The sequence below is a fragment of the Phycicoccus sp. genome (assembly GCF_035325325.1).
Taxonomy (GTDB): Bacteria; Actinomycetota; Actinomycetes; order Actinomycetales; family Dermatophilaceae; genus Phycicoccus.
The window spans coordinates 17,376-30,894 of the sequence record NZ_DAOLAC010000028.1 but is presented as its reverse complement, the minus strand read 5'-3'; the positions used below and the strand labels follow the sequence as shown (position 1 = coordinate 30,894).

General features: G+C 73.9%; 15 protein-coding genes. 12 read left to right on the top strand and 3 right to left on the bottom strand.

What is annotated here, in order from left to right; translation table 11 throughout:
* Positions 1-3: 3 nt before the first annotated feature.
* Entirely contained in the window at positions 4-987 is a 984-nt protein-coding gene (locus PKA89_RS14990) for an alpha/beta hydrolase (protein WP_324420841.1), read from the bottom strand.
* 21 nt (positions 988-1,008) lie between these two features.
* Here PKA89_RS14990 and dop point away from each other — a divergent pair, with 21 nt between their 5' ends.
* The 7 genes from dop to PKA89_RS14955 all read left to right on the top strand — a co-directional run bounded on the left by dop (position 1,009) and on the right by PKA89_RS14955 (position 7,264).
* On the top strand, positions 1,009-2,544 hold the full coding sequence (gene dop, locus PKA89_RS14985) for a depupylase/deamidase Dop (RefSeq protein WP_324420839.1): 1,536 nt from the start codon (positions 1,009-1,011) through the stop codon (positions 2,542-2,544).
* A 35-nt stretch (positions 2,545-2,579) separates the two neighbouring features.
* A complete protein-coding gene (locus tag PKA89_RS14980; protein WP_324420837.1) occupies positions 2,580-2,774 on the top strand; it encodes a ubiquitin-like protein Pup in 195 nt (64 codons plus the stop codon).
* Positions 2,771-3,589, top strand: coding sequence for a proteasome subunit beta (gene prcB, locus PKA89_RS14975; RefSeq protein ID WP_324420835.1), 819 nt, complete (start codon positions 2,771-2,773; stop codon positions 3,587-3,589). The genes PKA89_RS14980 and prcB overlap by 4 nt, the downstream gene beginning before the upstream one ends.
* Positions 3,586-4,401 carry a proteasome subunit alpha gene (gene prcA, locus PKA89_RS14970; protein ID WP_324420833.1) on the top strand — a complete coding sequence of 272 codons (816 nt, stop codon included), beginning with the start codon at positions 3,586-3,588 and terminating at the stop codon, positions 4,399-4,401. Before prcB ends, prcA begins: the two co-directional genes overlap by 4 nt.
* Positions 4,398-5,777 (top strand): Pup--protein ligase, encoded by a 1,380-nt coding sequence (gene pafA / locus PKA89_RS14965; protein WP_324420831.1) that lies wholly within the window; start codon positions 4,398-4,400, stop codon positions 5,775-5,777. Before prcA ends, pafA begins: the two co-directional genes overlap by 4 nt.
* Positions 5,778-5,891: 114 nt before the next feature.
* Entirely contained in the window at positions 5,892-6,839 is a 948-nt protein-coding gene (locus PKA89_RS14960; RefSeq protein WP_324420829.1) for an FKBP-type peptidyl-prolyl cis-trans isomerase, read from the top strand.
* A gap of 47 nt (positions 6,840-6,886) precedes the next feature.
* Complete coding sequence (locus PKA89_RS14955; RefSeq protein ID WP_324420827.1) at positions 6,887-7,264, top strand: FKBP-type peptidyl-prolyl cis-trans isomerase; 378 nt, start codon at positions 6,887-6,889, stop codon at positions 7,262-7,264.
* Here PKA89_RS14955 and PKA89_RS14950 read toward each other — a convergent pair.
* On the bottom strand, positions 7,248-8,345 hold the full coding sequence (locus PKA89_RS14950) for a DUF3866 family protein (protein WP_324420825.1): 1,098 nt from the start codon (positions 8,343-8,345) through the stop codon (positions 7,248-7,250). The two genes, PKA89_RS14955 and PKA89_RS14950, sit on opposite strands and share 17 nt — an antisense overlap.
* Before the next feature lie 35 nt (positions 8,346-8,380).
* Between PKA89_RS14950 and PKA89_RS14945 the strand changes: the two genes are divergently transcribed.
* From PKA89_RS14945 to tatC, 5 genes are read left to right on the top strand one after another with little or no spacing between them, the layout of a single operon-like run.
* Entirely contained in the window at positions 8,381-9,394 is a 1,014-nt protein-coding gene (locus PKA89_RS14945) for a WYL domain-containing protein (RefSeq protein ID WP_324420823.1), read from the top strand.
* Positions 9,394-10,389, top strand: a complete 996-nt coding sequence (locus tag PKA89_RS14940; RefSeq protein ID WP_324420822.1) for a WYL domain-containing protein — start codon at positions 9,394-9,396, stop codon at positions 10,387-10,389. Before PKA89_RS14945 ends, PKA89_RS14940 begins: the two co-directional genes overlap by 1 nt.
* 3 nt (positions 10,390-10,392) lie before the next feature.
* Positions 10,393-10,710 (top strand): hypothetical protein, encoded by a 318-nt coding sequence (locus PKA89_RS14935; protein ID WP_324420820.1) that lies wholly within the window; start codon positions 10,393-10,395, stop codon positions 10,708-10,710.
* 37 nt (positions 10,711-10,747) lie between these two features.
* Positions 10,748-11,056 (top strand): Sec-independent protein translocase subunit TatA, encoded by a 309-nt coding sequence (gene tatA / locus PKA89_RS14930; protein ID WP_324420818.1) that lies wholly within the window; start codon positions 10,748-10,750, stop codon positions 11,054-11,056.
* 27 nt (positions 11,057-11,083) lie between these two features.
* On the top strand, positions 11,084-11,902 hold the full coding sequence (gene tatC, locus PKA89_RS14925; RefSeq protein ID WP_324420816.1) for a twin-arginine translocase subunit TatC: 819 nt from the start codon (positions 11,084-11,086) through the stop codon (positions 11,900-11,902).
* A 12-nt stretch (positions 11,903-11,914) separates the two neighbouring features.
* Here the strand turns inward: tatC and PKA89_RS14920 are convergent, their stop codons facing one another.
* Positions 11,915-13,504 (bottom strand): TrkA C-terminal domain-containing protein, encoded by a 1,590-nt coding sequence (locus PKA89_RS14920; protein WP_324420814.1) that lies wholly within the window; start codon positions 13,502-13,504, stop codon positions 11,915-11,917.
* Positions 13,505-13,519 lie beyond the last annotated feature (15 nt).

The window sequence follows — 13,519 nt, the reverse complement described above, 5'->3', positions numbered from 1 at the left end:
GCGTCAGCGTATCGGCCGCGCCAGCGCCGACGAGATCTCGGTGACGAGCTCCGCACGCTGCATCCGCCCGACCGGGGTGGCGAACGGGAACGACGCGAACCCGTGGGGCACGCGGGGGTAGTTGGTCAGCCGGGTCCGGACCCCGGCGGCCTCGAGCGCCGCCGCGTAGCGGATGCCGTCGTCGCGGACGGGGTCGAGGTCGGCGGTCTGCACGAGGGCCGGCGGCAGGCCCTCGAGCGAGCCCCACAGCGGGGAGACGAGCGGGTCGCGCGGGTCACCGCCGGGCGGCAGGTAGTGGTCGCGGAAGGCGTCGACGGCCGGCCGGTCGAGGATCGCCGCCCGGGCGTGCTCGGCGAGCGAGGGCGAGGCCATCGTCAGGTCGGTGGCCGGGTACAGGAGCGCCTGGTGGCGCAGGTTGGTCATCCCGGCGTCGCGCATCACCTGGGCGACGACCGCGGCGAGGTTGCCGCCCGCGGAGTCCCCCGCGACCGCCATCCGCGAGGTGTCCGCCCGCAGCACGTCACCGTTGGCGGCCACCCACGTCGTCGCGTCGACGCAGTCGAGAGCCGCGACGGGGGCGCGGTGCTCGGGCGCCATCCGGTAGTCCACCGAGACGACGACGGCACCCACCCCGGCGGCGATCGCGGTGCAGATCGGGTCGTGGTCGAGGACGTTGCCCCACACCCAGCCGCCGCCGTGGAACCACATGACCACCGGGACGTCGGTGCGCGAGTCCCGCAGCGCCCGCGGCCGGTAGAGGCGCAGCGGGATCTCGTGGTCGTCACGCGCCGGGGCGGTGCCGTAGGTGATGCCCACCGAGGGGTCCGGACGTCCGCAGACGGCCCCGTGCAGCGGCGTCCGGGGGAGCGCGGCCGCCCGGGCCCGCTGGATCGCGTCGATGTCGGCCGACTCGACGCGGGTGCGGGAGAGGTCCGCGACGACCGCGACGAGGGTGGTCAGCGGGGACATCCCGCGGTAGCTGCGCACGTGGCTCAGTATGGTCGGAGCATGACCGTGCGCCGGGTGATGGGGATCGAGACCGAGTACGGGATCGTCGTCCCCGGTGACCCGCAGGCCAACCCGATGGTCGCGTCCGGCGACGTCGTCACGGCGTACGCCGCCTCGCGCGGCATCCGGCCGGCCCGGGCCAGCTGGGACTACGCCGACGAGGCGCCGCTGCGCGACGCCCGCGGGTTCGACATGGGGCGCGGCCAGGCCCACCCGAGCCAGCTGACCGACGTCGAGGACCCGACCCTGGCCAACGTCGTCCTGACCAACGGCGCCCGCCTCTACGTCGACCACGCCCACCCCGAGTACAGCTCCCCCGAGGTGACCACCCCGCGAGCGGCCGTCGCCTGGGACCGCGCCGGCGAGCTCGTGATGCGCGAGGCGGTGGCCCGGCTCGCGACCGTGCCGCCCGGGGTCAACCTCTACAAGAACAACACCGACGGCAAGGGCGCCTCGTACGGCACTCACGAGAACTACCTCATGTCGCGGGCCACCCCGTTCGCGTCCGTGGTCAGGCACCTCACCCCGTTCTTCGTGGCCCGCCAGGTGATGTGCGGCAGCGGCCGGGTCGGCATCGGCGTCGACTCGCGGACCCCGGGCTACCAGATCGCCCAGCGCAGCGACTTCTTCGAGGTCGAGGTCGGCCTCGAGACGACCCTCAAGCGGCCGATCATCAACACCCGCGACGAGCCGCACGCCGTCGCCGACCGCTACCGGCGGCTGCACGTCATCCTCGGCGACGCCAACCACGCCGATGTCGCCAACCTCCTGAAGATGGGCACGACCTCGCTCGTGCTCGCGATGATCGAGGCCGACGCGGTCGGTCCGGACCTGACCGTGCGGCGGCCGGTCGCCACCCTCCACGAGGTCTCGCACGACCCGGGCCTCGAGACCAAGCTCGAGCTCGCCGACGGCCGCCGGATGACCGCGGTCGAGCTGCTGTGGGAGTACCACGACCGGGCGGCGCGGTTCGTCGACGAGCGCTCCGGGGGCGAGCCGGACGCCGACACGGCCGAGGTCCTGCACTGGTGGTCCACGGTCCTCGACCGGCTCGGCCGCGACCCGATGGAGGCCCGTCGCGAGGTCGACTGGGTCGCCAAGCTCGCGGTCCTCGAGGGCTACCGCGAGCGGGACGGCATGGGGTGGGGCGACCCGCGCCTCAAGGCCGTCGACCTCCAGTGGTCCGACGTCCGGGTGGACCGGGGCCTGGCCCACCGGCTCGTCGCGACCGGCCGGCTCGAGGTGCTGGTCGACGAGGCCGAGGTGGTGCGCGCGGTGACCGAGCCGCCGGCCGACACCCGGGCCTGGTTCCGCGGCACCTGCCTGTCGCGCTTCCCCGACGACGTCGTCGCGGCGTCCTGGGACTCGGTGATCTTCGACGTCGCGGGGCAGCGGGTGCTCCAGCGGGTGCCGATGCTCGAACCGTTGCGCGGCACCGAGGCCGGGGTCGGCGACATCGTCCGGTCGGCGACGGACGCCGCGTCGTTGCTGCGGGCCCTCGCGACCGCCGACGAGGACCGCCAGGTCTCCGACTAGGCTCGGGTGCACGACCACGACCCAGGAGGGTGACCATGGCCGGTCAGGAGCAGATCAAGCCGCAGCGCCGCGACGGCGGACCCGACGACGCCGACGCGCCGGAGCCCGCGGCCGCCGCCCCCGCCGCCCAGGTGAGCGAGATCGACGACATCCTCGACGAGATCGACGGGGTGCTCGAGTCCAACGCGGAGGAGTTCGTCCGGGGGTTCGTCCAGAAGGGTGGCCAGTGAGCGCCGGAGCCGACTCCGGACGCCTCCCCGCGGCCTACACCGTGCCGGGGTCGTCCTCGTTCACCGAGTTCCTCTCCGCGCACGCCCCAGCGCTGCTGCCCTCGCGGCGCCCGCTGCCGCCCGGTGCCGCGCTCGACGCCCCCCACGGCACGACCATCGTCTCGGTGACCTTCGACGGCGGCGTCGTCATGGCCGGTGACCGCCGCGCGACGATGGGCAACATCATCGCCAACCGCGACATGGAGAAGGTCTTCGCCACCGACGAGTTCAGCCTCGTGGGCATCGCGGGCACGGCCGGCCTCGCCATCGAGCTGGTCCGGCTCTTCCAGGTCGAGCTCGAGCACTACGAGAAGATCGAGGGCACGCTGATGTCGCTCGAGGGGAAGGCCAACCGGCTCGCCTCGATGATCCGCGGCAACCTCGGAATGGCGATGCAGGGGCTGTCGGTCGTGCCGGTCTTCGCCGGCTACGACCTCGAGGAGTCGCGCGGGCGGATCTTCTCCTACGACGTCACCGGCGGCTGCTACGAGGAGCACGACCACCACAGCGTCGGCTCCGGCTCGCTCTTCGCCCGCGGGGCGCTCAAGAAGCTCTTCCGCCGCGGGCTGGACGCCGCCGGGGCCGCGCGCGTCGCCGTCGAGGCGCTCTACGACGCCGCCGACGACGACTCCGCCACCGGCGGACCCGACGTCGGGCGCCGCATCTGGCCGACCGTCGGGGTCGTCGACGCCGAGGGGGCCCGGTTCGTCCCCGAGGACGACCTCGCCCCGGTCGTCGACGCCATCATCACCGAGCGCGCGGAGGGGGCCCGATGACCGCCGGCATGCCGTTCTACGTCTCGCCCGAGCAGCTGATGAAGGACCGGGCGGACTTCGCGCGCAAGGGGATCGCCCGCGGCCGCTCGGTCGTCGTGCTGCAGTACGACGGCGGGATCGCGTTCGTCGCCGAGAACCCGAGCCGGGCGCTGCACAAGGTCTCCGAGATCTACGACCGGATCGCCTTCGCCGCCGTCGGCAAGTACAACGAGTTCGAGAACCTCCGGGTCGCGGGCGTGCGCTACGCCGACCTGCGCGGCTACTCCTACGACCGCTCCGACGTCACGGCCCGGGGCCTGGCCAACGCCTACGCGCAGACCCTCGGCACGGTCTTCACGCAGGAGTCCAAGCCGTACGAGGTCGAGATCGTCGTGGCCGAGGTCGGGGCGACGCCCGAGGGCGACCAGGTCTACCGGCTCACCTACGACGGCTCGGTCGCCGACGAGCACGGGTTCGTCGCGATGGGTGGGGGAGCGGAGCAGATCGAGGCCGGCCTGAAGGAGGCGTGGCGCCCCGGCCTGCACCTCGGTGAGGCGCTGGCCCTCGCCGTCGGGCTGCTCGGCACCGACCCCGCGGGCGGGGAGAGCCGCACGCTCGCGCCGGAGCAGCTCGAGGTGGCCGTCCTCGACCGGCACCGGCCACGCCGGCGGTTCCGCCGCGTCCAGGGCGACCTCCTCGCGCGGCTGCTCAGCTCGGACGACCCGACGGCGGACGTGCCCGCCGGCGACGACGACGGCGGCGGTTCGGCCGGCAACGCGACGACCAACCCGCAGACCCAGCGCCCGGAGCAGGACGGCGGCGGCACCGCGTGAGCACCCGGGGGACGCGACGCATCTTCGGCATCGAGAACGAGTACGGCATCACCTGCTCGACCGCCGGCCAGCGGACCCTCACCCCCGACGAGGTGGCCCGCTACCTCTTCCGCAAGGTGGTGGCCTGGGGCCGCTCGAGCAACGTCTTCCTCACGAACGGCTCGCGGCTCTACCTCGACGTCGGATCCCACCCGGAGTACGCGACGGCCGAGTGCGACTCGGTCCGGCAGGTCGTCACCCACGACCGCGCGGGGGAGCGGATCATCGAGGGGCTCGTCGCCGACGCCCAGCAGCGGTTGCGCGAGGACGGCGTCGCGGGCGACATCTACGTCTTCAAGAACAACACCGACTCCGCCGGCAACTCGTACGGCTGCCACGAGAACTACCTCGTGACCCGCGCCGGCGAGTTCCAGGTGCTCTCGGAGACGCTGCTGCCGTTCCTCATCAGCCGCCAGCTCACGTGCGGCGCCGGCAAGGTCGTCACGACGAGCAAGGGGGCCTCGTTCGCGCTGAGCCAGCGGGCCGACCACATCTGGGAGGGCGTGTCCTCGGCCACCACCCGGAGCCGGCCGATCATCAACACCCGCGACGAGCCCCACGCCGACGCCGAGCACTACCGCCGGCTGCACGTCATCGTCGGGGACTCGAACATGGCCGAGCCGACGACGATGCTCAAGATCGGCTCCGCCGACCTCGTCCTGCGGATGGTCGAGTCCGGGGTGGTCATGCGCGACCTCACCCTCGAGAACCCGATCCGGGCGATCCGGGAGATCTCGCACGACCTCACCGGGCGGCGCACCGTCCGCCTCGCCAACGGCCGCGAGCTCTCCGCCCTCGACCTGCAGCGCGAGTACCACGCCAAGGCCGCCGAGTTCGTCGCCCGCGAGGGCGCGACCGACCCCCTCCACGAGCGCGTCCTCGACCTCTGGGACCGCACCCTGACGGCCGTCGAGACCGACGACCTCGGCCTGGTCGGCCGCGAGATCGACTGGGTGGTCAAGTACCGGCTGCTCGACGAGTACGCGACGCGGCACGGCCTCGACCTCGAGCACCCGCGGATGGCCCAGATCGACCTCGCGTACCACGACATCGACCGTGGCCGGGGCCTGTTCTACCTGCTCCAGAAGCGGGGGAGGGTCGAGCGGGTCGTCTCCGACCCCGAGGTGTTCGAGGCGAAGGTCCGCCCGCCGCAGACCACCCGGGCCAAGCTGCGCGGGGACTTCATCCGGGCCGCCCAGGCCCACCGCCGCGACTTCACCGTCGACTGGGTGCACCTCAAGCTCAACGACCAGGCCCAGCGCACGGTCTTGTGCAAGGACCCGTTCCTCGCCGAGGACGCCCGGGTCGAGCGCCTCATCGAGGGCATGACGGCCTGAGGTCGCAGCCCGCTCCCAGCGGGCGATGCGGGAGTTCACACGGTCCGCGGTTATCGTGGACAGCCGTTCGCGCCGCTCTCGCGCGGCGTCCCCGTCCCGAAGGTGTCCCAGACCGTGCCCCGACGTCTCACGACCATCCTCTCCGCCGCCACCCTGGCCGGAGCCCTCGTCCTCACCGGCTGCGGCGAGGAGAAGGCCGCCACGCCCTCGAGCTCGCTGAGCGCCGTCCAGGTCACGGGTGCCGCCGAGAAGGAGCCGACGGTGAAGGTCGACGCGCCGGTCAAGATCACCCGCACCGAGTCGAAGGTGCTCTCCGAGGGCACCGGCGCCGCCATCGCCAAGGACGACCTCGTCACCCTCCAGGCGGTCCTCGTCAACGGCAATGACGGCAAGGTCGCGACGAGCACGTGGAAGACCGGCACGGTCGGCCTCGACCTCGGCGCCAAGGACCTCTTCGCCTCGTTCAAGAGCCAGATCCCCGGCAAGAAGGTGGGCTCGCGGATCGTCATCGCCTCGACGCCGGCCGACGCCTACGGCGACACCGGCAACCAGAGCCTCGGCATCGCCAAGGACGACCCGGTGGTCTTCGTCCTCGACCTCGTCGGGGCGAGCAAGGTCCTCAAGGAAGCCCAGGGCAGCGCGGTGCCGCCCAAGGCCGGCCTCCCGACCGTGACGATGAACGCGGGCAAGCCCGCGACGATCACGGTGCCCAAGGGCGCCAAGGCGCCGACGAAGACCGTCGTCCAGCCACTCGTCGCCGGTACCGGCCCCAAGGTGGCCAAGGGGCAGACCGTCCGCGTCTCCTACACCGGTGCCCTGTGGCGCAACGGCGAGGTCTTCGACTCCAGCGCCAGCCACCCGGACCAGCCGTACTTCGAGTTCCCGATCGGCCAGGGCCAGGTCATCAAGGGCTGGGACACCGGCCTCGTCGGCCAGCCGGTCGGCAGCCGCGTGCTGCTCGTCATCCCGCCGGCCGACGGCTACGGCGCCCAGGGCAGCGGCGACAAGATCAAGGGCACCGACACCCTCGTCTTCGTCGTCGACATCCTCGCCGCGTACTGACCGGTCCGCCCGCACCACCCCACCCACCGCCCCCGAGAGGTACCCGCATGAGCCAGCCCACCAAGCCCGAGATCGACTTCCCCGGCGACGAGGCCCCGACCGAGCTGGTCGTCGAGGACATCACCGTCGGCGAGGGCGCCGAGGCCACCCCCGGAAGCACCGTCTCCGCCCACTACGTCGGCGTCGCCCACTCCACCGGCGAGGAGTTCGACGCGTCGTGGAACCGCGGTGCGCCGCTCGACTTCCGGCTCGGCGTCGGCATGGTCATCGCCGGCTGGGACGAGGGCATCGTCGGGATGCGGGTCGGCGGCCGGCGCAAGCTGACCATCCCCGCGCACAAGGCCTACGGCGACCGCGGAGCGGGCGGCGTCATCAAGCCGGGCGAGTCGCTCGTGTTCGTCGTCGACCTCATGGACGTGCGCTGACCGACGCGGCGTGAGCCCCCGCGGCCGCGGCCGCGAGGAACGGGGCGGGGTCCTCGACGAGGCCCCGCCCCATCGTCGTCAACGGCACCGGTGAACCCTCGAGTGCCTCGAGCAGACCGTCGGCCGACACCTCGACCGGGGTGAGCCGCGCGCGGGCGCCGGCCACGAGGTCGGCGACCTGGCGCCGCACGAGGGCGTCGAGGTCGGGGTCCGGGAGGGTCGTCACCGGCACCTCGGCCGGGGCGAGGAGCGCCCGCCCGTAGGCCGTCCGGCTGTGGTGGCTGACCCCGAGGTGCCGCTCTCGGCGGTCGGTGCCGGAGACCCGCAGCGACGCGACGCCGCGGCCGCCGAGGACGTCGGCTGCGTGCAGCGCCTCGGCCGCCGCGACGCCGGAGTAGCCCCACAGGGTGCCCGTCCCGACATTGCCCGGGCCCTGGGCGACGACGACGACGTCGGCCCCGACGACGTGCCGCGCGGCGAGCAGCCCGGTGTGCACCGTGACCGCCTCGTGGTCGCCGCCGAAGGCCTGCCCGACGGTGAGGCAGGCGGCGAGCCAGCCCGCCTCGCGCAGGCCCGCCACCGCCCGCGAGAACGCCGCCGGCAGCGCCCCACCGTCGGTCATGACGTACGCGACGGTCGCGTCGGGGCGCACGAGCCGCACCCCGGCGAGGACGGCCGGCAGGGCGCTGTGCAGGTCGGCGACGACGACCGGGAGCCCGCCGAGGTCGTCGGCGTCCGCGAGGACCGCGTGGTGCGGGCTGTCCTGCTCGTCGACGGCGAGGAGCATCTGCTGCAGCGGCGTGTAGCGGGCCTTGACGATGTGGCCGTCGCCCGGCTCCGGGTCGGCCGGCAGCACGTCGGTGCGGGCCACCACGAAGGCCAGGCCGCCGGTCCCGAGTCCCCGCAGCAGGGCGGAGGCGTTGAGGAGCACCCGCTCGGCGATGCCCGGGACGCCGGTGACGGCGGTGTAGGCGAGGGCTCGCACCCGCTCCCCGGAGCCCTCGAGGTCGACGGCCAGCTCGACGGCCCCCGGCCAGCGACGGACCTCCTCGACCACGATCCCGGCACGCCACTGCATCACGCGGGGCAGCGTAGCCGTCGGGTAGCGTCTCCCGGGTGAGCAGCCAGAGCGGGGGAGGTGCGCCGAGCGCGGCCCAGGTGAAGACCGAGCGGCTGCTCAACCTCGTCCTCGTCCTGCTCTACGCGCGCCGGCCGCTCGCCAAGGCCCAGATCCGCCAGCTCGTGCCGCAGTACGGGCAGTCGGCGTCCACCGAGGCGTTCGAGAGGATGTTCGAGCGCGACAAGGACGAGCTGCGCGAGCTCGGCATCCCGCTGGTCACCGAGGACATCGACGTGCTGTGGGACGACGAGCCCGGCTATCGCATCCACCAGCGCGACTACGCCCTCCCGGACATCGCGTTCGAGCCCGACGAGCTGGCCGTCCTCGGCCTGGCCAGCCGCACCTGGGCCCAGGCCTCGCTCGCCGGGCCGGCCGCCCAGGCGCTGCGCAAGCTCCGCGCCGCCGGGGTCGAGCGCGACACCGACGCCCTCATCGGCATCGAGCCGCGGCTGCGCACCGCCGAGCCCGCCTTCGACGCGGTCAAGGACGCCGTCGTGCGCCGGGTGCCCCTGACCTTCACCTACCGCCGTCCCGAGGCCACCGAGGGCAGCGAGCGGCGGGTCCAGCCGTGGTCGCTCGTGTCGTGGCACGGCCGCTGGTACCTCAACGCCTTCGACGAGGACCGGCAGGCGCCGCGCGTCTTCCGGCTCTCCCGGGTCAGCGGCCCGGTGCGCGCCACCGGGCGCCCCGGGTCCTTCGAGGTGCCGGCCGACCACGAGCCCCGGGTCATGGTCGGCACGCTCGCGGCCGCCGGCGGGCAGCCGAGCCCGGCGGTGCTGCGGGTGCGCCACGGCGCGGGCCACGCCCTGCGCCGCCGGGCCCGCACGGTCGGCGACGTCGACGACACGTGGTCCCTGCTCGACCTCGACTACGCCGACCTGTGGGCCTTCGCCGAGGAGGTCGCGGGCTACGGCGCCGACGTCGTCGTCGAGCAGCCGGCCGAGCTCGTCGACGCCGTCGTCGAGCGCCTCGCCGGCGCCGTCGCCGCGCACGGGGGAGGGGAGGCCTGATGCCGCCCGCACCGCAGGAGACCGCGACCGCGCGGCTGGCCCGCCTGCTGACGATGGTCCCGTGGCTGGTCAACCGGCAGGGCATCGACCTCGCCCAGGCCGCCGAGGACCTCGGCGTGAGCACCGAACAGCTCGAGGCCGACCTGCAGCTGCTCTTCCTCTGCGGCTACGGGCAGATGCCGGACGAGCTGATCGAGGCCGACTGGGAGGGCGGCCGGGTCTTCGTCGGCAACGCCGACTCCATCGCCCGCCCGCTGCGGCTCGGCGTCGACGAGGCGGTCACCCTCATCGTCGGCCTCCGCGCGCTGCGCGAGGTCCCCGGCCTCGACGAGCGCGACGCCGTCGACCGCGCCCTGGCCAAGCTGGAGGCCGCCGCCGGTGAGGCCGCGGCCCCCGCCTCGCGCGTGCTCGCCGAGGTCGCGGACGACACGTCCGCGGATCTCCTGGCCCGGGTGCGGGCCGCCCTCGCCGACCGGCGAAGGGTCCACCTGCGCTACCTGGTCCCGGCCCGCGACGAGGCGACCGAGCGCGACGTCGACCCGATGCGGGTCGTCGGCATCGACGGCCGCTGGTACCTCGAGGGGTGGTGCCACCGCGCCGAGGACACCCGGCTCTTCCGGCTCGACCGCGTCGAGGAGCTGACCGTCCTCGACGTCGACGGCACCCCGCCGCCCGAGGCCACCGAGCGCGACCTGTCCGAGGGCACCTTCCGTCCGGCGCCTGACGACCTCGTCGTCACCGTGCGGCTGCTCCCCGGCGCAACGTGGGTCGCCGACTACTACCCGGTCGAGTCCGCCGAGGAGGTGCCTGCCGCCGACGGTGGCGGCCTGCTCGTGCGCATCCGCACCGCGGACACCGCGTGGCTGCGCCGCCTGCTGTGGCGGCTCGGCGGGCGCGGGTACGTCACCGAGCCGGCCGACGTCGTCGCCGAGGTCCGCGAGGGTGCGGCCGCCGGTCTCGCGGGCTACCCCGACCACGTCGCCGGGAGGCGGTGACCCGTGCTGCCGTGGTGGGGCTGGGTGCTCCTGTGGGCCGTGCTCGTCCTCGGCGGCGCGCTGCTCGTCGGGCTGCGGGCCCGCGCGACGTGGCGCAGCCTCAAGAGCCTCACCGCGGAGCTCGGGCGGGCCGGGTCGCTGCTCGCGGAGCTCGAGGAGGCCGTGGCGACGCACCGCGAGCTCGACGAGCCGCCGCCCGCCGTGCTCGACGACCCGCACCGGCTGCGCGAGGAGCACCGGCGGCGGCGGGCGGCCCGGGTGGCCGAACGGACGGCGCGCAGGGTCGAACGGACGCCGCCGTGGGCGCGGCACGTACACTGAACCGGACTCGACGGAAGCACCGGAAGGACACCCGACCATGCGCGGTCTCTTCGAGGGATGGCACCTGATCATCCTTCTCGTCATCGTCATCGCCCTCTTCGGGGCCAAGCGGCTCCCCGACGCGGCTCGCAGCCTCGGCCGCTCGATGCGGGTGTTCCGGTCCGAGGTCGACGAGATGAAGAAGGAGCACGAGGCCGGCAAGTCCGAGGCCTCGAGCGAGACCGTCCGGGGTGAGTCGATCACCCGCGACCGCGCGGTCGACGACGTCGTGACCCCGGACCCGCAGGGCAACGCCGTGCACGAGCGGGCCCCCCGGACGGACAACCAGTCGGGCCCCGCGGCCTGACCACCTGAGCGTCCCCCTCCTCCCTCGATGCCCCGAGCGCGCCGGACCCGTCGCGACCCCGAGGGGCGGATGACGCTGGCGGAGCACTTCCGGGAGTTCCGCAACCGCCTCGTCAAGTCCGCACTCGCCGTCGCTGCGGGCGGCGTCGTCGGCTGGGTCGTCTACGACTGGCTCTACGCCTTCCTCAGCCAGCCGATCAGCGACTACAAGGCCGCCCACCCCGACCGGGCCGACACCATCGAGCTGACCCTCGGCGGCATCACGACCGCCTTCTCGCTGCACCTGAGCGTCGCGATCTTCGCCGGCGTCATCCTCTCCAGCCCGGTCTGGCTCTACCAGATCTGGGCCTTCGTCGTCCCGGGCCTCACCCGCAAGGAGAAGCGGGTGTCGCTGGCCTTCATCGGCGCCGCGGTCCCGCTCTTCGTCGGGGGCATCGCCCTGGCGCACTTCTCGCTGCCGCTGGTCATCGGCGTGCTCCTCGACTTCACTCCGGCGGGCGCGGCCAACTTCCAGGCGGTGTCCGACTACATCAGCTTCGTCACCCGGTTCAGCCTCGGCTTCGGGATCGCCTTCCTCCTGCCGGTCTTCCTCGTCTTCCTCAACTTCGTCGGCATCCTCCCGTCGAGCGCCATGGTCAAGGCCTGGCGGGTCTCGGTCGTCGGCATCGCGGTGTTCTCGGCGATGATGATGCCGACCCCGGACCCGTACTCGATGTTCCTGCTCATGGGCCCGCTCGTCGCCCTCTACTTCGCCGCGATCGGGGTCTCCAAGCTCATCGAGCGCCGCCGGCGCAAGGAGCGCCCGGAGTGGCTGGACGTCGACGACACCGAGGCCTCGGCGCTCTGAGACGGCGGTGCCTCAGAGGCCGGCCAGCACCTGGGCCACGACGATCTTCGTGATTATCGCGACCGGGTACACCAGGGCGTAGGCGACGCCGACCCGGGTGTCGTACCCGGTCCGGTCCTCGACGTAGGCCAGGATCGCGGGCTGGGTCTGGGCCCCGGCCACGGAGCCCGCGACCTCCAGCCAGGAGGCCTTCCGCAGCACGCGCAGCGCGAGGAGGAGCCCCGCAGCGGCGCTCGCCGTGAGCAGGACGCCGAGCACGGCCACCCGCCAGCCGACGTCGGAGGACAGGGCGTCGGCGATCGAGCGCCCGGCGCGCACCCCGGCGTAGGCGAGGAAGGTCACCATGCCCAGGGCCGAGAGGGACTGCGCGGCCCCGTGCGACATCGAGGTGATGACCGGGCCGACGCGACCGAGGCGACCGAAGACGAGCCCGGCGAGGAGGGTGCCGGCCGCGGACCCGACCGTGAAGCCGCCGCCCGGCGTCGGCACGTGGACCAGGCCGAGCAGCAGGCCGACGGCCAGGCCGAGGGCGAGGCCCCCGACGTTGATGTCGGACAGCCCGCGGTCGCTGTCCCCGAGGTAGCGACCGACCTCGGCCATCCGGGCGCGCGGGGCGATGACCCGCAGCCGGTCGCCCATCGCGAGCACGAAGGTGTCGTGGGCGACGAGGTCGACGTCTCCGCGTCGCACTCGGCTGACCGTGGCACCGAAGCGGCCGCCGAGGTCGAGCTCCCCGACGGTGTGGCCGACGAGCGGTTTCGAGGAGAGCGTCACGCGGCGGAAGTCGAGGTCGCGCCGGTCGGCGACGATGTCGTGGGACGAGACGTGCCCGAGCCGGGAGGCCACCGCGTCGAGGAGGTCCCGTGGCCCGACGACGGTCACGAGGTCGTTGCGCCCGATGACCTCGTCGCCCGCCGGGACCACGGTCGGCGCCACCGCGTGCGCGTGCTTGAGCCGGGAGACCCCGACCCGCCCGTGGTGCTCCGCGGCGAGGGCCGCGACGGTCAGGGGCTCGTCGACCTCGACGCGCACGGTCACGTGGCCGATCTCCGCCCTCCGGGGCAGGGCCCCCGGACGCCGCAGGGCCCAGGCGGCGGCGAACAGCATCACCACGACGCCGCCGAGGTAGGTGATCGAGTACCCGACGGTCGGGGCGGCCGGGTCCGCCGCGCGGGCCGAGGCCGCCGCGAGGGCCGGGGTGTTGGTCAGCGCACCGGCATAGGCGCCGGCCACGGTGTCGAGGCCGAGGCCGAGGAGCCGGCCGCCGAGCACGGCGATCCCCCCGAGCACGGCGAGGCCCACCGCGACGAGGAGCAGCGTCGGCCACCCGCGGCGCAGCGAGGCGAAGAAGTGCGTGCCGGCGACGACGCCGACGGTGTAGGTGAACAGGACGAGGCCGAAGGTGCCGATGACCTCGGGGACCTCGAGGTCGACCCCGGTCGCGGCGGCCCAGGCGGAGACCGCGAGGGCCGCGAAGAGGACGGCCGAGGGGCCGAGGCGTACGCCGAGGACACGCACGTGACCGACGGCGGCGCCGAGCGCCAGCAGGACGGCGAGGAGGAGCACGGGGGAGTCGGCGAGGAGGGTGAAGGGCGTGCCCACGGCTCGATCCTCCCA